This window comes from Bacillus sp. FSL L8-0167 (assembly GCF_038630295.1).
GTDB lineage: Bacteria > Bacillota > Bacilli > Bacillales > Bacillaceae > Bacillus > Bacillus safensis.
The window spans coordinates 1,927,340-1,950,098 of record NZ_CP152027.1; the positions used below are offsets into that span (position 1 = coordinate 1,927,340).

General features: G+C 41.3%; 23 protein-coding genes. 6 read left to right on the plus strand and 17 right to left on the minus strand.

Translation table 11 applies throughout. The annotated features are described in order from the left end of the window. Nucleotides 1–29: 29 nt before the first annotated feature. Nucleotides 30–1,367 carry a xylose isomerase gene (gene xylA, locus MHB66_RS09755; protein WP_046311420.1) on the minus strand — a complete coding sequence of 446 codons (1,338 nt, stop codon included), beginning with the start codon at nucleotides 1,365–1,367 and terminating at the stop codon, nucleotides 30–32. 210 nt (nucleotides 1,368–1,577) lie between these two features. Here xylA and MHB66_RS09760 point away from each other — a divergent pair, with 210 nt between their 5' ends. Then, nucleotides 1,578–2,738, plus strand: coding sequence for an ROK family transcriptional regulator (locus MHB66_RS09760; RefSeq protein WP_041117672.1), 1,161 nt, complete (start codon nucleotides 1,578–1,580; stop codon nucleotides 2,736–2,738). 46 nt (nucleotides 2,739–2,784) lie between these two features. Here the strand turns inward: MHB66_RS09760 and MHB66_RS09765 are convergent, their stop codons facing one another. The 3 genes from MHB66_RS09765 to csaA form a co-directional block, all read right to left on the minus strand. Beyond that, nucleotides 2,785–4,392: a glycoside hydrolase family 43 protein gene (locus MHB66_RS09765; protein WP_046311422.1), complete on the minus strand. Its 1,608-nt coding sequence runs from the start codon at nucleotides 4,390–4,392 to the stop codon at nucleotides 2,785–2,787. 24 nt (nucleotides 4,393–4,416) lie between these two features. Next, a complete protein-coding gene (locus MHB66_RS09770; RefSeq protein WP_046311424.1) occupies nucleotides 4,417–5,808 on the minus strand; it encodes an MFS transporter in 1,392 nt (463 codons plus the stop codon). Between the two features lie 513 nt (nucleotides 5,809–6,321). Next, entirely contained in the window at nucleotides 6,322–6,654 is a 333-nt protein-coding gene (csaA, locus tag MHB66_RS09775) for a chaperone CsaA (RefSeq protein ID WP_034280640.1), read from the minus strand. A gap of 245 nt (nucleotides 6,655–6,899) precedes the next feature. On the opposite strand from csaA, the gene MHB66_RS09780 reads away from it, so the two are divergent. Further along, nucleotides 6,900–7,379: a hypothetical protein gene (locus tag MHB66_RS09780; RefSeq protein ID WP_024422662.1), complete on the plus strand. Its 480-nt coding sequence runs from the start codon at nucleotides 6,900–6,902 to the stop codon at nucleotides 7,377–7,379. Here MHB66_RS09780 and MHB66_RS09785 read toward each other — a convergent pair. The 7 genes from MHB66_RS09785 to MHB66_RS09815 form a co-directional block, all read right to left on the minus strand. Beyond that, the gene (locus MHB66_RS09785) at nucleotides 7,376–9,001 is read right to left on the minus strand and encodes a YndJ family protein (protein WP_046312281.1); all 1,626 of its coding nucleotides are present in this window, start codon (nucleotides 8,999–9,001) and stop codon (nucleotides 7,376–7,378) included. The two genes, MHB66_RS09780 and MHB66_RS09785, sit on opposite strands and share 4 nt — an antisense overlap. Continuing rightward, the gene (locus MHB66_RS09790; protein ID WP_046311439.1) at nucleotides 8,994–9,602 is read right to left on the minus strand and encodes a DUF4166 domain-containing protein; all 609 of its coding nucleotides are present in this window, start codon (nucleotides 9,600–9,602) and stop codon (nucleotides 8,994–8,996) included. The genes MHB66_RS09785 and MHB66_RS09790 overlap by 8 nt, the downstream gene beginning before the upstream one ends. Next, nucleotides 9,565–10,446: a membrane protein gene (locus tag MHB66_RS09795; protein ID WP_041117674.1), complete on the minus strand. Its 882-nt coding sequence runs from the start codon at nucleotides 10,444–10,446 to the stop codon at nucleotides 9,565–9,567. Before MHB66_RS09795 ends, MHB66_RS09790 begins: the two co-directional genes overlap by 38 nt. A gap of 150 nt (nucleotides 10,447–10,596) precedes the next feature. Then, nucleotides 10,597–11,169 carry a TetR/AcrR family transcriptional regulator gene (locus tag MHB66_RS09800; protein ID WP_034280632.1) on the minus strand — a complete coding sequence of 191 codons (573 nt, stop codon included), beginning with the start codon at nucleotides 11,167–11,169 and terminating at the stop codon, nucleotides 10,597–10,599. 3 nt (nucleotides 11,170–11,172) lie between these two features. Beyond that, nucleotides 11,173–11,892, minus strand: a complete 720-nt coding sequence (locus MHB66_RS09805; protein ID WP_046311442.1) for an MBL fold metallo-hydrolase — start codon at nucleotides 11,890–11,892, stop codon at nucleotides 11,173–11,175. Nucleotides 11,893–11,928: 36 nt separating this feature from the next. Next, nucleotides 11,929–12,402 (minus strand): GyrI-like domain-containing protein, encoded by a 474-nt coding sequence (locus tag MHB66_RS09810; RefSeq protein ID WP_046311448.1) that lies wholly within the window; start codon nucleotides 12,400–12,402, stop codon nucleotides 11,929–11,931. A 54-nt stretch (nucleotides 12,403–12,456) separates the two neighbouring features. Beyond that, complete coding sequence (locus MHB66_RS09815) at nucleotides 12,457–13,389, minus strand: YafY family protein (protein WP_046311450.1); 933 nt, start codon at nucleotides 13,387–13,389, stop codon at nucleotides 12,457–12,459. Between the two features lie 117 nt (nucleotides 13,390–13,506). Between MHB66_RS09815 and MHB66_RS09820 the strand changes: the two genes are divergently transcribed. Next, nucleotides 13,507–14,031: a hypothetical protein gene (locus tag MHB66_RS09820; protein WP_046311452.1), complete on the plus strand. Its 525-nt coding sequence runs from the start codon at nucleotides 13,507–13,509 to the stop codon at nucleotides 14,029–14,031. 31 nt (nucleotides 14,032–14,062) lie between these two features. On the opposite strand, the gene czrA is transcribed toward MHB66_RS09820, so the two are convergent. Continuing rightward, complete coding sequence (gene czrA, locus MHB66_RS09825; protein ID WP_024422670.1) at nucleotides 14,063–14,392, minus strand: Zn(II)-responsive metalloregulatory transcriptional repressor CzrA; 330 nt, start codon at nucleotides 14,390–14,392, stop codon at nucleotides 14,063–14,065. Between the two features lie 186 nt (nucleotides 14,393–14,578). On the opposite strand from czrA, the gene MHB66_RS09830 reads away from it, so the two are divergent. Together MHB66_RS09830 and MHB66_RS09835 are read left to right on the plus strand one after the other, a co-directional pair. Beyond that, entirely contained in the window at nucleotides 14,579–15,904 is a 1,326-nt protein-coding gene (locus MHB66_RS09830; protein ID WP_046311455.1) for an APC family permease, read from the plus strand. Nucleotides 15,905–16,001: 97 nt separating this feature from the next. After that, nucleotides 16,002–16,664 (plus strand): lysozyme family protein, encoded by a 663-nt coding sequence (locus MHB66_RS09835; RefSeq protein ID WP_041117684.1) that lies wholly within the window; start codon nucleotides 16,002–16,004, stop codon nucleotides 16,662–16,664. Nucleotides 16,665–16,697: 33 nt separating this feature from the next. On the opposite strand, the gene prpB is transcribed toward MHB66_RS09835, so the two are convergent. The 4 genes from prpB to MHB66_RS09855 all read right to left on the minus strand — a co-directional run bounded on the left by prpB (nucleotide 16,698) and on the right by MHB66_RS09855 (nucleotide 20,917). Continuing rightward, nucleotides 16,698–17,615 (minus strand): methylisocitrate lyase, encoded by a 918-nt coding sequence (gene prpB / locus MHB66_RS09840; RefSeq protein WP_046311457.1) that lies wholly within the window; start codon nucleotides 17,613–17,615, stop codon nucleotides 16,698–16,700. 12 nt (nucleotides 17,616–17,627) lie between these two features. Next, the gene (locus tag MHB66_RS09845; protein ID WP_046311459.1) at nucleotides 17,628–19,064 is read right to left on the minus strand and encodes a bifunctional 2-methylcitrate dehydratase/aconitate hydratase; all 1,437 of its coding nucleotides are present in this window, start codon (nucleotides 19,062–19,064) and stop codon (nucleotides 17,628–17,630) included. Between the two features lie 2 nt (nucleotides 19,065–19,066). Continuing rightward, the gene (gene mmgD, locus MHB66_RS09850; protein WP_046311463.1) at nucleotides 19,067–20,209 is read right to left on the minus strand and encodes a citrate synthase; all 1,143 of its coding nucleotides are present in this window, start codon (nucleotides 20,207–20,209) and stop codon (nucleotides 19,067–19,069) included. Nucleotides 20,210–20,377: 168 nt separating this feature from the next. Continuing rightward, entirely contained in the window at nucleotides 20,378–20,917 is a 540-nt protein-coding gene (locus MHB66_RS09855) for a DUF420 domain-containing protein (protein ID WP_024422676.1), read from the minus strand. 198 nt (nucleotides 20,918–21,115) lie between these two features. Between MHB66_RS09855 and MHB66_RS09860 the strand changes: the two genes are divergently transcribed. Continuing rightward, the gene (locus tag MHB66_RS09860; RefSeq protein WP_029708157.1) at nucleotides 21,116–21,628 is read left to right on the plus strand and encodes a GNAT family N-acetyltransferase; all 513 of its coding nucleotides are present in this window, start codon (nucleotides 21,116–21,118) and stop codon (nucleotides 21,626–21,628) included. Nucleotides 21,629–21,781: 153 nt separating this feature from the next. On the opposite strand, the gene MHB66_RS09865 is transcribed toward MHB66_RS09860, so the two are convergent. Next, nucleotides 21,782–22,603 (minus strand): 3D domain-containing protein, encoded by an 822-nt coding sequence (locus tag MHB66_RS09865; protein ID WP_024422678.1) that lies wholly within the window; start codon nucleotides 22,601–22,603, stop codon nucleotides 21,782–21,784. Nucleotides 22,604–22,759 lie beyond the last annotated feature (156 nt).

Genomic DNA, 22,759 nt, shown 5'->3' on the forward strand with positions numbered 1-22,759 from the left:
ACTCCTTCAAAACAGGTCCACCTCTTCAATTAATCTTCTAACAAGTATTGATTTAAACGGGCTTTCAGCTGTTCCTCTCTTCCCGATTCGTTTCTGATCAAAGGATGTTTCAGCGCATATTCTTCTAATGTATGAAAGTTTGCCTTTCCTTCTGAAATATCACGTCCAATTCCTTCAGAAAAGCTGCGATACCGGTGCTTTATAACATCTTCAAACACACGGTCTTCTATGAGTCTATGAGCGACCCGCAGTCCTTTTGCGAATGCATCCATCCCGGCAATATGGGCATATAAAATATCTTCAAGTTCAAAGGAAGCTCTTCTCACTTTTGCATCAAAATTGAGACCGCCAGTCCCTAGACCGCCATTTTGCAGAATTTCATACATGGCAAGAGTTGTGGCATACAGATCGGTTGGAAATTCATCTGTATCCCACCCAAGAAGCGAATTTCCTTGGTTTGCATCAACAGAACCGAGCAGCCCATGAATTCTTGCGACACGTAATTCATGCTCAAACGTATGGCCGGCCAGTGTCGCATGATTGGCCTCGATATTTAATTTGAAATGGGAATCTAATCCGTATTGTTTTAAAAAGGCGATGGATGTCGCTGCATCTGTGTCGTATTGATGAGTGGTTGGTTCCTTTGGTTTTGGTTCGATTAAAAATTGGCCATTGTACCCAATTTCTTTTGCATAATCAACAGCCATATGCAAGAAAGCCGCCATGTGATCAAGCTCTCTTTTCATATCTGTATTGAGCAGCGTATCGTACCCTTCTCGTCCACCCCAGAAAACATAATTTTCTGCACCGAGTTCTTTGGCGGTTTCAATGCCTTTTTTGACCTGTGCGGCCGCATAGGCAAAGACATCTGCATGACAAGATGTCGCTGCACCGTGTACAAATCTAGGATGCTTGAACATATTGGCCGTGTTCCACAGCAGCTTGACACCGCTTTGCTTCATGTATTCTTTCATTCTTTCTAAAATGATGTCTAATTGTTGATTGGTCTCTTGAAGCGTCTCTCCCTCTGGCGCGATGTCACGGTCATGAAATGAAAAATACGGAACATCCAATAGGTCAAAAAGCTGAAAAGCCACTTCCAATCTAGCTTTTGCTAAATCCATTCCGCTATAGGAGTCCCATGCTCTTTGCATCGTCCCAGTTCCAAACATGTCTGTTCCATCAGCAGTCAATGTATGCCAATAAGCAACTGAAAAGCGCAGGTGGTCTTTCATTGTTTTTCCGCCAATCACTTCGCTTGGATTATAGTATTGAAAAGCGAGTGGATTTTTTGATTGTTTTCCTTCATATTGAATTTTGCCGATTCCTTCTAAGCTGTATAACGTTTTCATATTTGATTTGGTCATGCTTCATTCCTCCTGAGTACACTTTGTAAGTTTATTCAACAAACTAATGATCAATCTATGAAAAAATCACTTTGAATTTTCCATATTTTTTAGTTTTTTAAAAATATTTTCGTTATAATAAAGTTAAAATCATTTATCTTACTAAATACATGCTGAAAAAAGCAGCTCTTCTCAACTTAATCTAAAGACGAAACAAATGGAGTGGATAACGTGGATATCGCTGATCAGAACTTTGTAAAAAAAATAAATCAAAAACTATTATTAAAAGAAATTCTCCAGCATGCGCCCATTTCGAGAGCAAAATTATCTGAACGCACTGGATTAAATAAATCGACTGTTTCTTCTCAGGTAAGTACGTTAATGAAAGAACATCTTGTCTATGAAATCGGTCAAGGTGAGTCTAGCGGCGGGAGAAGACCGGTTTTACTAATGTTTAATAAACGTGCTGGCTGCTCCATTGGGATCGATGTCGGCGTTGATTATGTCAATGGCATATTAACTGACCTTGAAGGGTCCATTCTTTACGAAGAGCAGATCAAGCTCCCACCCAGCTCTCCTGAGGTCACAATACGTAAATTAATTGAATTAATACAGCAGCTCATCTCACAAATGCCCTCTTCCCCATACGGGCTCATTGGCATTGGCCTATGCATACATGGTTTAGTGGATGCAGGTGAACAAATCGTGTTTACGCCTCATTCCAAATGGAAAAATGTTGATCTGAAAACCACGCTGCAAGAGACATTCCAAGTACCGATCTTCATTGAAAATGAAGCAAATGCCGGTGCATATGGTGAAAAAATCTTTGGTGCCGCTAAACATTATGACCATTTGATCTATGCAAGCATCGGCACTGGCATCGGGATCGGAATCATCATCGATCATCATTTATACAGAGGAGCGTATGGCTTTTCTGGTGAAATGGGACATATGACAATCGATTTTAACGGACCGACATGCAGCTGCGGGAACCGTGGATGCTGGGAATTGTATGCTTCTGAGAAAGCCTTGTTTCAGTCTCTTCAAACAGATGATCAGCACATCTCCCATCAAGACCTGGAACAGCTGGCCAAGTTAAATGATATGAAAACGCTCAATGCCCTGCGCAACTTTGGCTTTTACCTTGGTGTCGGTCTCACAAACGTCCTGCATACCTTTAACCCGCAAGCCATTATTTTAAGAAACAAAGTGATCGAATCACATCAGGCGGTTCTACATGTGATTGAGGAGGAGGTATCCTCGCGAATGGATACGCAATTCAGCTCACATGTAGAGCTGCTCCCTTCATCATTAGGACACAATGCGCCAGTGTTGGGGATGACATCTCTTGTCATAGAAGCTTTTCTGCAAGATGCCACCCTCACAACATGACCTATTTGTTTTTCAAAAAGAGACAGCTCGTAGCGAGTTGTCTTTCTTATTCGTCTGTTTCCTCATAGCGAAAATAGTGAAAATCAGCAGGAAGACGCTCGCCGCTCGTATCTTGGCACTGCATACCGACAAATGCCCCTGTAAAAAACCCCCCGCCTCGAATAAAATCATCGGATAAATGGATGGATTCAAGCGGTACATCAATTTCCTTCCACTCTTTCTGATCAAATGAATAAGAATATTTATATGTCTCTTTCCGAACGGTCACTTTTAAATAGACATAAGTGACCTCCTCTGGAATGATGATTTTATGTGCCAATGGCTGAGAAAAGGCAAGGTTTTCACAGACAGATAGTTCAAGCGTGCGGCCAAGTTCCTCATCATATGTCACCTGGAGTGCTGTCCAGTTTTCCGTATTATAATAATTCACAAGACCAGCTGATTGCTGAAAGTTTTCTGGGAAGAACGAAACAGCTGTCTCTGCTTCAAAATAAAAGCTTTGCCAGCGTCTTGCAACAAATGCTTGGGTAAACTTAGACGTTAAAGATTCGCGGCCGAATAACCTTAAATGCTGAGGTTTCTCCGTTAACGAACCAATCTGATCGGTAAACGGAATTCTTAATGTTTGGAAGTGTCTATTTAGTGTTGATTCTCTAAATTCATCGACTGTATGATAGGTTGGTGCAAAAACCTTTTCTTCGATCTTTGGCGCTTCAACCTCAAGCGTCCCCTCCTTTCCGCCTACAACATAAGGCCAGCCATCCTTCCATTCAAGCTTTTGTAACGCTGTTTCTCTTCCTAAAGGACACCAACCTCTCTGTTGAAAAATAGATTCCTTGTTTGATTGAATCGGACGGCCAGTGAGATGAGCGAGATACCATTCATTTGTATGCGTTTGAACGATTGAAGCATGCCCGCATTTTTGAAGCGGATGTTCAGGCGCGTGGAAGGCACTTAAGATCGGGTTATCAGGATGAACCTCATAAGGCCCTTCAATATGCGAGGAACGGGCGATCGTTGCTGCATGCTCATACCTGGTACCTCCTTCTGCCGTTAATAAATAGTAGTAGTCACCGATATGATACAGATGCGGCGCTTCTGTCAGTTTAATCGGTGTGCCTTTAAAAATGACCTTCCTTCGACCGATGAGCTTCTTTTCAGCCACACTATATTCCTGCAAGGCAATACCTGCAAAGGAATGATGCTTTTCTCTATGGTCCCACAGCATATTTAAGACGTATTTCTTCCCGCTTTGATCATGGAATAAAGATGGATCAAAGCCGGAGCTGTTGAGCCGGATCGGTTCACTCCAATCGCCGTCCACTTCGCTTGCCGTGACCAAATAATTATGACCGTCTTTAAATGGACCATCCACTACTTTGATATCTGAATAAATAAGCCAAAACTGCCCATCCGCATAGCTTAAGCACGGCGCCCATACTCCGCCAGAATCAGGATTTCCCTTCATATCCAGCTGCGACGTTTTTTGCAAAGGACGCGCAGCAAGGCGCCAATGGACGAGATCCTTCGAATGATAAATTTGTACCCCTGGGAACCATTCAAATGTAGAGACGGCCATATAATAATCTTCTCCAACACGGCAAATACTTGGATCGGGGTTAAACCCTTTGAGCACTGGATTGGTAATCTTCATTGAACTTCCTCCTCTTTCAGAGACCTACATTTTAAAATCGTCCATATGATCGAGATACACTTTGTCTCTATTCTCAAGCTCCCGTACGACTTTTTTATGTTTTTCTTCATCTAGGTTATAAAAATTAATATCCACCATCGCTAAAATCAGTAAGCATACAGGAATCACCGTTGTCGTGATTAAAATGCCCAGTAAAGCTTCTGGTGTTTGCATTTGGTTGGCAACATAGCCAAAGCGATCGAGTACAAGCCCTGGCACAATCCCGCCTAATGCCATCCCAAATTTAAAGAAAAATCCGATGATGGCATAGATGAGCCCGCCCATTCTTTTTCCTGTTTTATATTCGCCATATTCAACGGTTTCAGGAATGAGCGCCCACATGTAAGCACCGGCTGTAATACTTCCTGCAGCTGCGACAAGCCTGAAAACAAGTATTAAAGTGACTTGACTCGGCGGTATCACAAGTAATGCAAGAAGACCTACAATATTCAGCAATAATGAATAATTCAGCAGCTTTTTCTTTCCTAACAGCTTGTGCAGTTTTGGAATAAAGGGCAGCACCATTAATGCTGGCAGACTGCCAATGAGTCCGTACCATTTCACTAAATCTTCTCTGCCAAGGTTATACGTCACATAATAGATCCCAACAGAGTTACTGATCGAATTCACGCCAAAAATAATAATAAAGAAAATGCTTAATACAACAAGCGGACGATTGACACGTAACTGCACAAAGATATCACTGAACTTAATTTTTTCCTCCGGCTTTTGAAGCGTGACACGTTCATTCGTGCTTTTAAAACAGAAAATAAGTAATGCACCGCCAAGAACGCCGAGAAAAGCCATCGTCATCTGCCAGCCGAGGGCTGTATTTCCTGTTTTATCACTCAAAAAAGTCGCAAGAAAAGGAACAAAAAAAGCAACAACTAGACCTCCGAGATTAGCAAAAAGCATACGAACAGACGTAATACTGACAACCTCTTGGTTATTTCTTGTCATTGCTGATGTTAAAGCACCATAAGGAACATTGATGAATGTGTATGTAAGCGATAAACCAACATACGTGATGTAGGCATAAACGAGTTTACCCATTTCAGAAAGATCAGGTGTTGTAAAGCAAAGAATAGCAAGTACTACAAAAGGAAACGCACCGAATAACAAGTAAGGTCTGAACCTGCCAAAACGGCTGTTCGTTCGATCCACCAATGCACCAATAAACGGATCTGCAAGCGCATCAATGGCGCGGACAACTAAAAACATCGTCCCTGCTGCCGCCGCTGATAAACCATACACATCTGTATAAAAAAATAATAGATACGTAGAGACAGTTGCATAAATTAAGTTACATGCGAAATCTCCTGAAGCATATCCCACTTTTTCAGACATACGAATCTTTTTTAAATTCTCACTTACCATGAGCTTTCTCCCTTCTTCTCTTAGCCTCTTCTAACGAACAGATGATGGAGGGCAGCAGCAGTCAATGCGAAGAATATAAAGCGCTTTCAATTTGTTGTAAAAATGAAGCTGAACATCTGATCTTTCAGCTTAGCCCACATACGCAGCAAATGATTTGAATGACGGAATCATCCCCTTTAATGGTCGGATCATCACTTGGAATTCATCTTAGTTTATCGACTAAACAAACTAAGATGAATTCATTTTATAAAATCTGATCTGACTTTTCAATATTTTTCGAAAAAATAATCCAAATAATTGATTTCTTGTCATTTTTCCGGCTGAAATGACGTGAAAAACTGAAGTGAATCATTTAATGGTTGCAATTCAGCTCATCCCATGCTATATTTATCAAGCGATGAGCTGAATTGTGTAAGTCGGGTAACATGTCTCCTTGAGACACACACGAATGTGGCGTGTGGTTATTCCGCCTCAATACGCAAAAGACATCTTCTCAGGAAGATGTCTTTTTTCTTATCCTATTTTTGTTCCATTTTCAACAGGCTCATCTGTGGCTAGTAAAACCACGTCTTCTTTTGACGGCATGCCCCCTAAGACAAGCACTTCTGATTTGAACCCTGCAATTCTTCTTGGCGGAAAATTGACGACTGCTACGATTTGTCTGCCAGTGAGATTCTCAGCCGTATAACGTTTTGTCAGCTGAGCACTGGATTGCTTTAAACCAATCTCTTCACCAAAATCAATCTTGAGTTTCAATGCAGGAACTCTTGCCTCTGCAAAGAATTCTGCTTCAATGATCGTTCCAACACGAATATCTAACGCCAAAAACTGTTCAATATCTGCCATCTGTTTCTCTCCTCTTCTTTCAAGGGTAAGTTCATTTACTAGAGTCATCTATTGTTTTTTTCATTGTAGCACATTCATTTCGTAAAAAAGTGAGTCAAAAAGCCGATTCACGGCAAAAACCACCCTTTAGTTTACATAATGTTTTTATCGTCGTGTATTAAATGTTTGCATCCTGAAAATGAATTCAGTAAAATGGCAAATAATCCTACTGCTTCCTCCCAAATATATTGGGGAGGGGTTAACACTTGTTTACATTATCAGATATGTGGACATTTTGCTGGTCGTTTTTCGTCATTCTTCCTATCGTTGCCATCTTGCATCAGCTTGGCCATATTATGGTCGCATGGATGTTTGGCGCAAAGGTTTCTTTTGCTCTTGGCAGAGGCAAAAAAGTATTGAAAATAGGCGTTGTTGAAATTAGACGAATCTATTTTCTAGATGCATTTTGCCATTATGAAGAAATGAGGAAAAATAACCGATTCTCGCACATTCTTGTCTACCTAGGCGGATCATTATGCAACCTGCTCAGTGTTCTCATACTGAATACAATGATCGCCAATGATATCCTGCCAGAACATCAATTTTTCTATCAATTTGCTTACTTCTCAGTCTACTATGTATTTTTTGCACTGCTGCCAGTCCAGTATGCAGATCATCATCCGAGTGATGGGCAAGCAATTGTGAACATCATTCGGCACGGTGAACCATGTGACATCATTGATTAACAGGATGGCTTCCCGCTGTTAATTTGATAATGAATCGTTAAAAAGGGAATACCGAATAGCTTCATTTGATGAACCGCTGTGAGACTTTTATCTGTCTCCGGCTTCATATGAAAGCTTTCTTCCATTGGCAGTTTCATGGTGATAAAAGGTGTATGCAAATACAACCCTTCGTCACCGGTACTGCCTTTTGGACATGCACTTTTTAATAGAAAGTCTTCCTTTTCATTAAAAGGTTTTAAAATGGCGGTCAGCTGAGAATATGGAAGCGGCAGCGCAATATTCATATAGCCGGCAGTCGCATCGTGATGATGAGCATAAAGTGCAAAAAAAACCTGCTCCCCCTTTTCGTTATAACGAATCCACGCCCTGACATTCTTTCGCTCTTCTTTACGATGTTGAAATGCAGTCAGACGCCCCTTCATTTCATACGGCTTACGAGATGTTCCCAAATAGAGCTGGCCTAGTTTCTTAAAAATGGGCTGAAGTAAAAAAACAAACGGCCTCACCCACCAATGAAAACAGACTGCTGCTTTTAACGTAAACGCCATCGGATTCTCATAAAACCTTCGAATCACAGGTGACACCCTTTCAGCTGAAAATGTCGTTCCATTTAAATCATCAAGTGAATTGACTAAACCTAGGTTCTCTCGATCACCCATTCTTTCCTTTTGAAAAGAGATTAAATGAAAACGGCCATGCACTTTTGATATCGGAAAGTGCTTCTGCTTCAATTGATCCTTTGGCCCTTCGATCAGCCATCCAATCAAACCTGGTAAAATCACAAAAAAGGCATTAATACTGCCATGAAACCAAATCATCTGATCAATGCTGATGTAGGTCACGCGCATGAGCATGCCAGCGGAATAAAGAAGAGATAGCACGATTGTTCCCATTAAGACGCAGCTAGAAAACACAATCAGCACTTTTGCCACAGTCGATCGAAACCTTGTTTTCATACAAAGAATGCCGTACAAGTAGAGGGCAATGACATATAGCGTGACGCTGAACGTATCAAATAGACGGGAGAAGCTAATCCCAACAGCGATCATCACAGGCGACAGCAAAATCACCCAGCCTGCCGCTTTGTATAAAGCTGTCTCTTTTTCTCGATTTCTCCCTAATAATCCATAGAAAAGCGGGATAAAAAAAGCCGAGTAATGAAAATGAATAGCGGTCAAAAGCACGATGATTGGTGAAAAGGTCATTACCTGTATATCTGCCGTGTACAGCCAAAACCAAAGCCCTCCTAAAGCGAGATACATCCATGCACCACCCGTCATCAATTCATGAAGTGGAAAGATTCCCCTTTTCAGCAAACGAGTACAGCCATATAACGCCAAAAGAATCGTATACAAAAACCATCCCGATGCAAACAAGGCAGAATGATAGATGAATGCAGCCGTTGCACAAAGAGCAGCTAATGGAAAGGCTTTCATTAAAAAGCCGAGCAGTATCCACGGCTTACTCTCCCTCTCTTCCTTCACAAAAAAGGCTAAAACTGCAGGAAGGAAAAACAGAATCGCTATCAGTACAAACAACTCTGCTAACGGACCTGTCATTAAACGGGTGGCGATAAACCAGCACATAAAGAGGAAGCTTGATATCAAATGCCATTTATTCATCATGAGACATCACCCTTTCAGTAAACCGGCCTTTATATGTAAAAAGGGTCCCAAACAGTCGATTTTTCACATGCACATCAATGGTATACTCACCCGCGTGCTCGTCGTAGCCTTCTGTGACATCTGACACACCGTAAAGCCATGAAGGCAGCGGCCACTCACGTCCTAACATCAACAGCTTCTGCCGGCCGGATTGAATGTGAAGGAACCCATGCTTTGTTACTGTAAAATGAAGCTCTGACATAAGAAGTCTAGGCTTTCCAAAATAGTCTAGTACTTTATGACTCTTCTGATCAATGATCATATCTGCATCAAAGTGACGTTCCTTCTTTGGGAAATAAAACGTACGGAACCAGTGCATGCCTTCCTCTCCCTTATTTGTCATAAAGGGTTTATTGACAATTCGGAAGGGAATGTTTTTTCCTCTCTCAGGGAAAAAACAGTGAAAGAGTGGACCAATTTTGAAGAAAAATCGAATGAGCCTCGTTCCGCCGCCTATTTCCTCCATAGTGCCTTCAGCGGTAAACGCACGGTTGTATCTTTCTTTTAATTTTGGATGAAGCTTATCGTAATCCTTTACTTGATGACGATGAACGACCATGTCTACCTCCCCTTTTTCGTTTGATCGAGAATACGTCTATACAATCTTTTAAATTAATCATTCCTGCAATGGATAGGATCAAAAATGCACTCATCACAAGCGGCTCATGGAGTGTCGTTTGGGGGGATAGGATCCCGATACAAAGCATCAGCAGCAGAAACACACTTTGAAGAATGAACAAATATTTCTTTGATAGCTTAGGTATCAGCCATGATACGCCTATAAAGGCATAAAACAACCGAAATCCGGTGCTATGATCAAAAGCAGAATGTGAAAAAGGAATAACCGCTTGGCATAGCCAAACGATGGCAAACAGCAAACAAATTCCATAATGGGCAAGTGTTCTCTCCAGTAACAACCGAGGGTGCGTACCCTTTTCAAGCCACGTCTTTAGTGCGCCAAAACTAAAGGCCGTCATAAGCCCCATCATCGGGCGAAAAAGAAATCGATCTGCCCACGCCCATCCTTTTCCTTCTTTCGGTTCATAATCAAATTGCGTTTGAAACACAATATGATCGTTTGTTTTCACATATTTCCAATAGCCGCCGCCTTCTTTGATAAAAGACAACGGGTGTGACGATTTGAATTTAAGTGAGGATGACCTTTCATTTCGTTCATCCATCATTCTAGTTCGATATGCTCCTGTCCCTGTGACACTTACACCAAATCCAAGATGCTTTTCATACAAAAAGGTTTGGGGCTGTTCATCTTGAGGTCCATTTAATGAAATGGTTGAAAAACGCAAATCCCACTGTTCATGAAGCTTTGGATTTTGCGTATATTCCCATACTTTCTCTAAAGGTGCATGAATGGTTGTTTCCACATAAACAGGCTTTCTTTTCATCTGCCTCTACTCCTCTATGTGAATTATTTCACATAATAAGCATACCATGTTTCACAAAACTGTCAAATCTTTATTCGTTTTCTCTCAAAAAAATGGTTCCAGAAGGATGCTTCTCTATGCTATCGGTTCACTGTAAAAAAAAAAGACCTGTCAAATAGACAGATCTTCTTTTTGCAATACACCTGTGATATAGAGCCGAACCGCATAGCTCACACTTTCTTCAAGCTGTTCTTTTCGTTGGAATCCCTTTTTATTAGAAATATCACCGAAGCCGTGCAGTAAGCTTCTCAGTCCTCTGACGACATGTGTCATTTCCTCTTCCTTTACACCAAAGCGTGACATGATGGTTTGGACAAACTGAACAAGGCGCTCTGCTGCAATACGTACTTCTTTTTCGTTCATATGTGAAAAGGCAGCTTCATAAAGACCTGGGTGTTCTCGGACAAATTGCACATATTGTCTGGCAAAGGCTAAAACAGCTTCTTCTTTTTCCAGCCCCTCTGTGACTTGCATCCCTTCCTCACAAAGCATGGAGAGCCCCTTTACTGCGAGTGCTGCCTGAATCTCATGAAGGCCGGATACATGATTATAAAGAGAAGGCGGCCTGATATTCAGTCTTTTAGACAATGTAGCAATAGTCAAAGCGGAGAAGCCCTCTTCATCAACAAATGCAGCCGCTGTATCCATAATTTTTTCTTGTGTAATTCCCATTCTTGGAGACACGGTTTACTGCCCTCCTTTTTTTAGCTGGTGCTGTCTTTTTTTAACGGCAGCTTGAAGCTTTTCATGAGGCTCTATGATAAGGTCACCATGTCCTGCAGCAAGACAGGATATGCGCAGCGCTAGTAATTTTTCAGCGCTTTTTAATGCGGTTTCTGCATCCCATGTGGCAAAAGCCGGGAACGGGAAGCTCCACCGAAACTCACCCGTTACTGATAAGCCGCCTTTTGTCACAAGTGCATCCCCTGCAATGACAACTCCTGACCTTTCATCGTATAAAGAAATGCTGCCAGGTGTATGCCCTGGTGTTGCAATCACTTTGAGCGGCCCAATCTCATCTCCTTCTTCAACAAGCACATCTGGTTTTGTATAAATATTTTTCATAAAACTGCCTTTGATTTTTTGCTGAGGTTCATCAGGGAGCAAGGAAAAGTCACCTTCAAAAAGGCGTGCATCACGTTTTGATAAATAGACAACTGCCTCTGGAAAAGCCTTCTTCACCTCATCTAATGCGCCGATATGATCCATATGGCTATGAGTGAGAATAATCTTATGAATTGGTTTGTTCTTTTTACGGGCAAATTCGATGATCGAGTTCGCCGCCATTTTTAAAGCAGCATCAATTAAGATGAGTCCTTCCTCTTCCTCAAAGACATAGCAATTTACCGGAAATAATCGCGGCATCAATGTAAGCTGGTGCAGACGGTCAAAAGTTGTTAATCTCATGATTGCCCTCCTAAAACTAATATCCTTAGTTTTATATTAACTAATGGTATTAGTTTTAGCAATCATTTTTTCATCAACCGCAATATAAATATCAATTTGCGCTTCTTTTGGATCAATAGATCTTTCATCATACCATTCAAAATCACCTGTATAAGTGCGGTATTGACGCTGATCCCACGTCCAAATCTTGTGCCATGTTTCAAGCACGACCTCTTCAATCGGTCCTTTTCTCGTTTGAAATCTTGCGTAGGTGGATGCAGGAATCTCTTTTACATGTTCGATCTGCTGATCCGCAAACTCTCCAGCTGTAAATAAATAAGAACCATGTTCATCTTTTTCATAATCTGAATACAGCCCTATGACTGGAGCTTGTCCCCCATGTAGCTGCTGCGCAAAAAAATCCTGCCAAAGCGGTGCAATCTTACGCTCTTTTGTTTTCTCTATTTCATTTGTTGTTCGAACAGACAACCCTTTGACCCATTGTTTCTCTAATGTGACGATATCGTACATACATTCTCATCTCCTTTTCTCCCATCATATAAAAAGAAACCTGACAACAGTGTGTCAAGTTCCTAATCGCTTCATAAATTGTTTTAATTGGAGATCAAATGCTTCCTTGATGTGCTGCGGTGAAAGAATGTCGGCGTCCGGTCCTAAATGGAATAGGAAACTGTGCAGCCAATCATCTTGCGACACAGTCAATGTTGCCAGATAGGTTCCGTCTGAACATATGATCAATTCGTTCTCATCCACCCATTCCTTCACTTTGCCAACTGATGCTTCCGTTAACCTAAGCGTGAGCGTTGTGACTGAAGGTTCTTCATGCCAAGAGTCATTCCAAGGCTTCTCTTCATTTTTGATTCTTTTCGGCCTGAAATATGCTGAAATGGTGATGAGGTCTGTCATTCTGGTCAGCTTGAATAGACGAAAATCATTTTTCACACAACAAAACGCATACAAGTACCAATGCCTTCCTTTTAAGACAAGCGTATAAGGCTCCACTTTACGTGGAAGTGTTTCACCTTTTGCGTTGCGATAAGTGAATTGAATGAATTGATGCGCGGAAGCAGCTGTATGGATCAGCTGAAGCTTCTTTTCTGCCTGGCTGTCTTTCCCCCAGGAGCTTAAATCAATAAAGACATGGTGCTGTTTCTCGCTTTCATCGCTTTTTGGCGGAATGAGAGATTTGATTTTTTTCAGTACATGTTCACTTTCTTTAAAGGAGTATGCACTCGTCATGCTTTCAAGGGCTGTTAAAATCAGCTCAATGTCATCATCGGTAAATAATTTTTTCTCTAAACGATAGTCGTCAACAAGTGAAATGCCTCCACCTGCTCCTTGGGTTGTCACAACAGGGATTCCCGCTTGATTGATGGTATCAATATCACGATAAATGGTCCTCACACTCACTTCGTGAAGTTCAGCGAGGTCCTTCGCTTGTACTTGCTTTTTGCTAATGAGCAGCATCACAATAGACAAAATACGATCAATTTTCATGACTTTTCCTCTTTTTCATAAATGTAGGTTTTGATTTGATAAAAAAAGAAAGAATGGTAAAGATAAGGAACAGCCAGCATCGTTTACATCCCTGCACATGCAGGAGGAGGTTGCATCATGACACATCACGTGTGGCAGTTATTCATCATTGGGAGCATTATGCTGATCTGCATCATCTTTCGAATGAACCGAATGAGACGCTATCAGCTTGTGCGCCCGATCAGTCTTTTGATGAGAATGTATGTATTTGGACTCACTGCCCTTATTCTCTTATTAGAAGGCTGGCAAAATCACAGCATTTTCATCTACGCCGCTATTGGTATGCTCTTTGGAAGCAGTCTGGCCGTTCATGCCTATGAGACGATCCGCATGAAAGAAGAAAATGGCCGTCTTTATGTGAAAACGAGTAAATGGATTGAAAGCTTCATTTTATGCCTATTTTTATCTCGACTTAGTTTTAAGCTGGGTGAACTGACGAACCATTCGCTCACAAAGATTGGTGTCGTTGAACTGTATCAGCATATTGTGAGTGATGATGCCCTGACCATGCTCAGCTTTTTTCTGTTAGCTGCTTACTATGTTGTTTTTTCTTATCAAATGATGAAAGCAGGTAAACGAACAGCACATACGCATCATGCGTAAAAACCTTCCTATTTGAGTAGGAAGGTTTTTATTAGTCATGCTGTGCATGATGAATCATTTGTTCAAGCACTTCCATCACATGCTGATCTTCAGGGCTGTAAAAAATCGATGTCCCTGCTCGTCTAGATTTCACGAGACGAAGGTTTTTTAAAAAACGCAGCTGATGAGAAACAGTTGATTGCATGAGATTCAGTGTTTCTGCGATATCATTTACCGAGTATTCACCTTGAGACAGCAGGTGCAGAATACGAATACGTGTCGGATCAGATAAGGCTTTAAACGTTTGGGAGACAAGAAATAAACTTTCTTCATCCAGCTCCATCCGTTCCTGTTCTTGATTTGTATTCAGTTCTTCCTTCATTTCGCTTCACCTTTCTTGTTAGTCAAATCACGACTTATTCTATGTATCATCATATACTAAAACGTCCGGCGTGCAAAGCGGGCACACTTTAGAAAAAAGATTTATTCAAATAGCATTGACACTTGGTAGCATTCTTTTTAAAATGAGCATTATTTATTCATTTTTTTAGAGGAGCTGATAGGCAAATTGACTGAAGAGCCAAGACTAAAACGCAGCCTGACTGTCTTTCCACTTGTTGTGATCGGGCTTGCTTATATGGATCCACTTGTCGTATTTGATTCATACGGCATTGTTGCTCAGCTGACGAAAGGACACGTCGCTGCAGCTTATATATTTACGTTACTTGCATTACTATTGACAGCGCTTAGCTATGGGAATATGGTGAAGGCTTTTCCAAAAGCAGGATCTGCTTATACATATGCGCAAAAAAGTATTCATCCTCATGTCGGCTTCCTTGTGGGCTGGACACTTTTACTGGATTATTTATTTCTGCCTATGGTGAATTTTGCGATCGGTAGTGCTTATTTAACCGCAGCCTTTCCTGATGTACCTCATTACATTTGGATCATCATACTTGCTATCGCCATAACGACTGTCAATGTCATCGGTATACGGCTTACAGCCAACATTACGGCGCTATTTGTGACGTTTCAGGTCATTGTCGCCGTCACCTTTGTTGGGTTTGTTATTTATGGGCTCACACAAAACACTGGCAGTGGAGCGTTATTGTCAGCCCGGCCTTTTTATTCAGCGAGCTTAGATCCAGCGCTTATTTTTTCAGGAGCGACCATTTTATGTTTCTCCTTTCTAGGATTTGATGCCATTTCGACGATGTCTGAGGAAACCATTAAACCAAAAAAGACCATTCCGCTTGCCATTTTCTTAACAGTTGCGATTGGAGGCGTACTGTTTACTTTGACGTCTTATTTTTTGCAGCAGGTGTTTCCAAATTTTCAGCAGTTCAAGCATCCTGATGCAGCCTCACTTGAAATTGCAGAATTTGTGGGCGGCGCATTTCTCCACTCGTTCTTTTTAGCAGGCACAATGGTGGCTGTCATTTCTTCCTCCTTATCGTCACATGCGAGTGCAGCAAGGCTTTTATATGCAATGGGAAGAGATCAATCGTTACCGAAGCGTTTCTTCGGGTATATTCATCCGAGATTAAAAACCCCTGTTTTTAATATTTTATTAATCGGAGCTTTCTCCTTAACCGCAGTCGTTGGCGAACTTGAAGTCATTTATTCCTTTATCAGCTTCGGCGCGTTAATTGGATTTACCTTTGTGAATTTGTCTGTTTTTGCGTACTTTTTCGTCAGACAAAAACAAAGAGGTGTGCTGAATACATTGAGATATGCAGTGATCCCTCTATGCGGGACGGCGTTTTGTCTTTGGCTGTTAACGAGCATCAGCACAAATGCATTAATCATTGGCATGATGTGGCTGATTATCGGTTTTGTTTATTTCTGCTTCAGGCTGAAAACACGACCTGAATTTACGTTTGGATATGATTGATTATAAGGTTTTCACTTGGTATCCTGCACAGGATATGGCATAATAAAAAGGCTGTACTTCCCTTTTAAAAGCGGGGCAAAACAGGGGTGAACTGACCTTGAAAAAGAAAAAAACAGGATGTTTTGCCATTTCAGGCTGTTTCACGATTTTTCTCTTTGTTTTCGTATTAGCAGCCATTGCCATCTCCTTTAATCAAAAGGAGTTAAAAAAGCTGCCGATTGATACGGAATCAATTGTTTTGTCGAGATTGGATGATTACAAACCGCTTGTAGAAACAGAGTTAAGAGATCAAGATTTAGATCAGTATACCGGGTTAATCCTCGGTATGATGTATCAAGAATCAAAAGGCAGAGGCGGAGATCCAATGCAGGCCTCTGAATCTCTTGGTTTGAAACGAAATGAAATCAATGACCCTCAGAAAAGCATTAAACAAGGAGTCCATCATTTTTCGACTATGTACAAGCATGGGAAGAAAAAAGGCGTTGATTTGGAAACCATTATTCAAAGCTATAACATGGGAATCGGCTATATTGATTTTGTTGCAAAAAACGGGGGAAAACATTCCGAGAAACTGGCAAAGCAATACTCCAAAAAGCAAGTGAAACGAAACCCCAAGGTCTATACGTGCGGCGGCAACAAAGATAACTTCCGCTATCCGTATTGCTACGGTGACTTCACTTACGCTGAAAAAGTAAAAGAAAAAACGAAAACAGTTGAAGAAAAGATGAAATTGGCTTCTTCATCCACACCATCATCGTAAAAAAGCACTTCCTTGACGGAAGTGCTTTTCATTTTATCGCTGCTCTTTCCCAATTTCCGGGAGGATCGTTTTTGCTAAATGCTGGTCCATTTCCTCATATTCATCATAATGAATCGTTTCATACAGCTCTTTCCTCGTTTGCATATCCCCAAGTATCCCCTGCTGCGTTCCCTTTTCCATGATTTCTGTAAATAAACGCTCATACGCTTTTGCAGCGACTCTAAGTGATGACACAGGGTAAATGACCATTTGAAAGCCAAACATAGAAAATTCGTCTGCATGATAATAAGGCGTCTTGCCAAACTCCGTCATGTTTGCAAGGAGCGGCCCTTTAATATTACTTGACGCATGCGTGAAGTCCTCCGCTGTGATGAGTGCCTCAGGAAAAATAGCGTCAGCTCCTGCTTCTACGTAAAGATTGGCCCGGCGGATGACATCCTCCATTCCATTTACGGACTTTGCATCGGTTCTCGCAATCACCAAAAGCGTTGGTGCCGCTTGTTTGATGGCTTTGATTTTTGCGACCATTTCTTCTACTGGAACGAGTGATTTCCCGTTTAAATGCCCGCATTTTTTCGGCATTTGCTGATCTTCAATTTGAACAGCTGCCACTTTGCTCTCAACCATTTCTTTTGCCGCTCTTGCTGCATTTAAAACACCGCCATAACCTGTGTCCATATCGACCAAAAGCGGCAGCTGGGAAGCTCGAATGATCTCCTTCGCTTTTTCTGCCATTTCTGTTGAATGGATCATGCCGAGATCAGGCAGTCCTTTGCTGGCACAAAAAGCGGCACCTGATAAATAGAGCCCTTGAAAGCCCATTTTTTTCGCATAGAGCGCAGACATTCCATCGTGAACGCCTGGAATTTGAAATAAAGCTGATTTGTTCATTTGTTCTTTAAAGGCTGCGGCTAAATCAGCCTGACTTCTTTCTTCATTCACGATCCACACGCTAGCTCCCCCTTATATGACGAATAAGTCCATAAATGCTGGTACTGTTGTTGTTTTTAATTGATTTGGATTTTGGCAGAGTGACACAATTTGATCCACTTGCTTTTGTGGAAATCTTGTCTTTAAATGATAGACCCATTTCTTTTCAAGCAGCGGAATGCCTTCCTGTCTTCTTCTGCGATGACCAAGCGGGTATTCAATTTCAATTCGGTCTGTCATCGTCCCGTCTTTAAAGAAAATTTGTACACAGTTTGCAATCGATCTCTTTTTCGGATCTAAATAATCCTCTGTATAACGTTTATCCTCTTTCACAATCATTCGATCACGAAGACGATCAATGGCTGGATTTTGCGCCGTTTCTTCTTCATAATGGTCAGCTGTCAGTTCACCATAAATCAGTCCAATGGCTGTAATATACTGCAAGCAATGATCACGGTCTGCCGGATTGTAAAGCGGCCCTTTCTTATCAATAATCCGAATCGCTGACTCATGTGTCGTAATCTCTACCCGGTCAATTTCATCTAAACGATCTTTTACAGCGTCATGCAGCATCACAGCCGCCTCTGCAGCTGTCTGTGCATGAAATTCAGCAGGATAAGCAATTTTGAAAAGAACATTTTCTATGACGTATGATCCAAGGGGCTGGGCGAGCGTAAGTGGTTTTCCTTTCATAAGAACATCTTCAAAGCCCCACTTCTCTGCACTGAGGGGCGTTTGATAACCCATTTCTCCTTTACGTGTCATCATTGCCAGTCTCACTCCGCGGCTTGTTGCGTCCCCTGCTGCCCATGATTTCCTCGATCCTGTGTTTGGGGCGTGGCGATACGTCCTAAGCGGGGAATTATCAACAAACGCTTGTGATAAAACATGCTGGACCTCTTCCTTTGTTCCGCCAAGCATTGCACACACAACTGCACTTGTTGCCACTTTGACAAATAACACATGGTCCAATCCATTTCGATTTAGACAATTTTCTAAAGCAAGGACACCTTGAATTTCATGTGCCTTGACGATTGCATGCAGTACATCATTCATCGTTAGCGGCTCTTCTCCGTTTGCAAGGCGTGTTCTGCTGATATAATCACTTACAGCTAATATTCCGCCTAAGTTATCTGACGGATGCCCCCACTCCTGTGCAAGCCACGTGTCATTATAATCTAACCAGCGGATCATACAGCCAATATCAAAAGCCGCTTGAACGGGATCTAGCACAAACGAAGTGCCGGGAACTCTTGCTCCGTTAGGCACAACAGTTCCAGGTACGATAGGTCCAAGGTGCTTCGTACATTCTGGAAAATTGAGCGCCAGCATTCCGCACCCGAGCGTGTCTATGAGCACATACCGCGCGGTTTCAATGGCCTCTTTGCTCGTAATTTCTCCGTCTACTGCATAGGCAGCGATTTCTTCTAATAGCTGATCTGTTTGATTGACGACTGCTGTTTTGTTCATGTTCATTCCCCCGTTTTTCCATCATCATTTGAAACCTTTAATCCTCTTGGCCCTAGATACCGGACTCTCGGTCTAAAAATGCGATTATGCAAATGCTGTTCAATCACATGTGCGGCTAATCCGCTAGCTCTTGCAGCAAAGAAAATGGGTGTATAAAGTGAAATGGGGATTCCGAGCACGTAATAAATCGGTGCAGCATAATAATCAAGATTTGGATAAAGGTTTTTCTGCTCTTTCATGTATGCCTCTCCTGCTACACACATGTCATATAGTGTTGTATCTCCCTTTGATTCCGTAAGCGTTTTCAATGAGCGTTTTAAAAGAGCGGCTCGCGGGTCCATTTTTCTCATGTATACCCTGTGGCCAAAGCCCATCATTTTTTCTTTTGCGGCTAATTTTCGTTCAATGAGCGCAAGAAATCCTTCTGTTGTTTTTCCTTCAAGAAGCATGTGCATGACAGCTTCATTTGCTCCTCCGTGGAGGTCACCTTTTAATGAAGAGATCGCTCCAGTAAAAGCACCATACATGTCAGAATGCGTGGATGCAATCACTCTAGCCGCAAATGTTGAATTCGGTAGCTCATGTTCGCTATATAATGTGAGTGTTTGGTCAAAAGCGGTAATTTCGTCTTGTGCCGGGGTGCGTCCTGTTAACATGGATAAAAAGTTTTCAGTGTAGGATTTGGACTGATCTGGAGAAATAGCGGCGTCTTTTGTGAGAATATAATAGCTTCCAGCAACAATGGCCGGCAGCTGGCCTAATAATCGAACTGCACGCCTTACTTGGCACGCTTCAGATCGATCATGTAATGCGTCATCATACCCTGCAAGAGCAGATAAGCACGTTCTCATCGCATCCATAGGGTGAGTGGTTTTTGGCAGATTCGTTAATATGGTTTGAATGGTTGGATGTAAGCTCGTTTGTGAGGATATATCTTGCTGAAATTGGTGATATTCCATCTGATCTGGTAATCTTCCATAAATAAGCAGATAGGCTGTTTCTAAATATGTCTTGTTTTGTGCCAGCTCAATGAGGTCGTACCCGCGAATCACAATTTCCTCTTGCTCCACATCTAAGTATGATATGGATGTTTCGCTTGCCACAATGTCTTCAAGCCCCGGTTTATACTGCAATTGTTCAGTCATCATATAACCCCCGTTTCGTCCAATTGTTGATCTCCAAACGAGCAAACGGCCAAAAATGATGTGAATCTATAGATGGGAAGATACCGTGCTAGTCGGATACCCAATTTCCATTCTATCCAAAGCACTTCATCTTGTAAATAAAAGAACGTATGTCCAGTTGGACATACGTTAGCTGTAATATGGAGAAATCATGATATAGACAATGACGCCAGTGAGACTAACATAGAGCCAAAGCGGCATCGTCCAGCGGGCAATCTTACGGTGACGCTCGACCTGCATCTGTGCGCCTCTAAATAGTGTAATCAGTGCAAGCGGTACAATAATAGCTGAGAGTACAATATGTGTAATCAAAATAAAGAAGTAAATCGGACGGATGATCCCTTCTCCTCCGAAGTGTGTATCAGCTGCCATTGAATGATATGTCACATAGGAAATTAAAAAGACAAGTGTTGTTGAAAATGCAGCAAAGATAAATCGTCTATGTGCTTTAATGTTCTTTTGTTTAATCATAATGAGTGCTGAAAGTAAGAAGATAAACGTAAAGCTGTTCATCACGGCATTCAGTAACGGCAGAAATGTAATATCCAGATGACTAAATTTATCTGTTTTTGGCATTAAAAATAATAAAGCGATTAATCCGTTTATGGCAATTGTTAAAATGACAACAATGCCGGTGAAATTTTTCGGTTTTTGATTCTGTTCGTTCATGTTTGAAAACCTCTCTTTATTAGTTCCGACTAAGAGTATGTTATTTAACTTTCTCTATAAAGTCAATGAATTCGCTGTCTTCGTCGAATTTTAGACAAACTTGCCGATTACTGGCGTTTTAACGGGTTGAAAGATTCATCCACTTCCTTTAAAATTGGAATTTATGTGATTTTTATCATTTCTTATATGAAAGGAGTAATGGACTTGTCAATCTTACAGGAAACACCCAAAGATGTGAAGGCGTTAGAGCAAGAATTACAGCAATTGCAGTTCCAAATGTATCGAATGCAAGAAAATATGAAAGATATTTCGAAAAAGGCAAAGATCATTGGCATTGATCAGGCGAAAGAAGATGAATGGATGATTGTCTCTGCCATTGAAAATGCTGATACATGTAAAATCATGCTGACTGATTGTGAAAAAGCTTTTCGCGGACAATCTGATTTTTCCTTAATTGCGGAATATCCTGAAGAAGGAAAGATTCATATTGCTGATATAAAAGGCCCTCCCGATAATGGGTACGGCTCAATCTGTATGAAGCATTTAAAAGAAATCGCAAGAGAGCAGAACATCCCAGTCATCACAGGTGACCTCGTCAAAAGAGATTGGAATCATGTGGACCGCTTGATTCATTTTTATGAAAAGCATCAATTTGATGTCCAAATCAATTGGAAAGAACAAAGCGGAGAAATTTATTGGGTGGACAGCTAACGACAAAAAACCAGCGTGTAAGATGGAATATACGCTGGTTTTTGTCGAAAATGCAAATTTTTCTGAAAAATGTGTGTTTTTTTGACCAAAAAAAGGGTACAATAAAAGCATCAGGCCGCCACCTGATGCTTTCTTCCAAAAAACAATAAGTTACTAGTTAAGTACTTTTACTTTGACTGATTTTACGCCCCAATTTTTTGCTTGGGATTTGCTTGGTACATGAACATCAATTTTGTTACCTTTAATTGCGCCGCCAGTATCTGCTGCGATGGCTTCACCGTAGCCTTCAACATAAACCTTACTTCCTAATGGAATGACATTAGGATCTACTGCAATCACTTTCGCATTTGGGTTTTTGTTTAAGTTTACCCCTGTTGCAGTGATACCTGAGATGCCACCATCATTTGCTGTATAAGCCGTAGCCGTTACAGTCATTTCTTTTTGTACACTTTGACTAGCAGAAGATGATTCTGCTTTAGCTGTTTCCTGTTTAGGAGCAGCTTTTTTCGGTGCTTCCTGTTTAGGAGCAGCTTTTTGTGTTGTTTGCTCTTTTTGGACAGGCTCCTGTTTTTGTACAGGCTCTGAGCTTACCGGAGCTGAGCTTTGACCAGCAACACTTAGTGTTGAACCAATCATAATTATATCTGAGTTTAAGTTATTCCAAGACTTAATATCGCTAATTGACACATTGAATTTTTGAGCGATTTTCCAGAGGCTGTCCCCCTTCTGGACTTTATACTGCTCCTGAGTTTTCTCTTTTGAAGAGATTGTCAATTTATCACCTACATAAATCATGTCTGTAGATAAATTGTTCCAACCCTTTAGGTCCTTTAGAGACACATCATTTTTTTGAGAGATTCCCCAAAGTGTATCACCTTTCTTCACAGTGATTTCCTTTGCAGAAGCTTGCTGTGCTCCAAATGCTGTTGTAGAGATTGCTGCAACAGCAACCAAGGACATAATAGTCTTCTTCATAAAGTAAATCCTCCCTTGTTAGCTTTTTATGGCGGCTAACGAGTGCTATCGTAACATATGTAAATGTCAATTCAATAACAAAACGATATGTTTTAGATTACAGTTCCTTTACATGAAACATCTCTCTCCATTGGTAAATCAGACCACAAAACAGCT

Bases quoted from the DNA above. Each gene is read 5' to 3' on its own strand.
- xylA (WP_046311420.1), bottom strand. From the start codon at position 1,367: ATGACCAAATCAAATATGAAAACGTTATACAGCTTAGAAGGAATCGGC.
- MHB66_RS09765 (WP_046311422.1), bottom strand. From the start codon at position 4,392: ATGAAGATTACCAATCCAGTGCTCAAAGGGTTTAACCCCGATCCAAGT.
- MHB66_RS09770 (WP_046311424.1), bottom strand. From the start codon at position 5,808: ATGGTAAGTGAGAATTTAAAAAAGATTCGTATGTCTGAAAAAGTGGGA.
- csaA (WP_034280640.1), bottom strand. From the start codon at position 6,654: ATGGCAGATATTGAACAGTTTTTGGCGTTAGATATTCGTGTTGGAACG.
- MHB66_RS09785 (WP_046312281.1), bottom strand. From the start codon at position 9,001: ATGAATAAATGGCATTTGATATCAAGCTTCCTCTTTATGTGCTGGTTT.
- MHB66_RS09790 (WP_046311439.1), bottom strand. From the start codon at position 9,602: ATGGTCGTTCATCGTCATCAAGTAAAGGATTACGATAAGCTTCATCCA.
- MHB66_RS09795 (WP_041117674.1), bottom strand. From the start codon at position 10,446: ATGAAAAGAAAGCCTGTTTATGTGGAAACAACCATTCATGCACCTTTA.
- MHB66_RS09805 (WP_046311442.1), bottom strand. From the start codon at position 11,892: ATGAGATTAACAACTTTTGACCGTCTGCACCAGCTTACATTGATGCCG.
- MHB66_RS09810 (WP_046311448.1), bottom strand. From the start codon at position 12,402: ATGTACGATATCGTCACATTAGAGAAACAATGGGTCAAAGGGTTGTCT.
- MHB66_RS09815 (WP_046311450.1), bottom strand. From the start codon at position 13,389: ATGAAAATTGATCGTATTTTGTCTATTGTGATGCTGCTCATTAGCAAA.
- MHB66_RS09820 (WP_046311452.1), top strand. From the start codon at position 13,507: ATGACACATCACGTGTGGCAGTTATTCATCATTGGGAGCATTATGCTG.
- czrA (WP_024422670.1), bottom strand. From the start codon at position 14,392: ATGAAGGAAGAACTGAATACAAATCAAGAACAGGAACGGATGGAGCTG.
- MHB66_RS09845 (WP_046311459.1), bottom strand. From the start codon at position 19,064: ATGAACAAAACAGCAGTCGTCAATCAAACAGATCAGCTATTAGAAGAA.
- mmgD (WP_046311463.1), bottom strand. From the start codon at position 20,209: ATGACTGAACAATTGCAGTATAAACCGGGGCTTGAAGACATTGTGGCA.
- MHB66_RS09855 (WP_024422676.1), bottom strand. From the start codon at position 20,917: ATGAACGAACAGAATCAAAAACCGAAAAATTTCACCGGCATTGTTGTC.
- MHB66_RS09860 (WP_029708157.1), top strand. From the start codon at position 21,116: ATGGACTTGTCAATCTTACAGGAAACACCCAAAGATGTGAAGGCGTTA.
- MHB66_RS09865 (WP_024422678.1), bottom strand. From the start codon at position 22,603: ATGAAGAAGACTATTATGTCCTTGGTTGCTGTTGCAGCAATCTCTACA.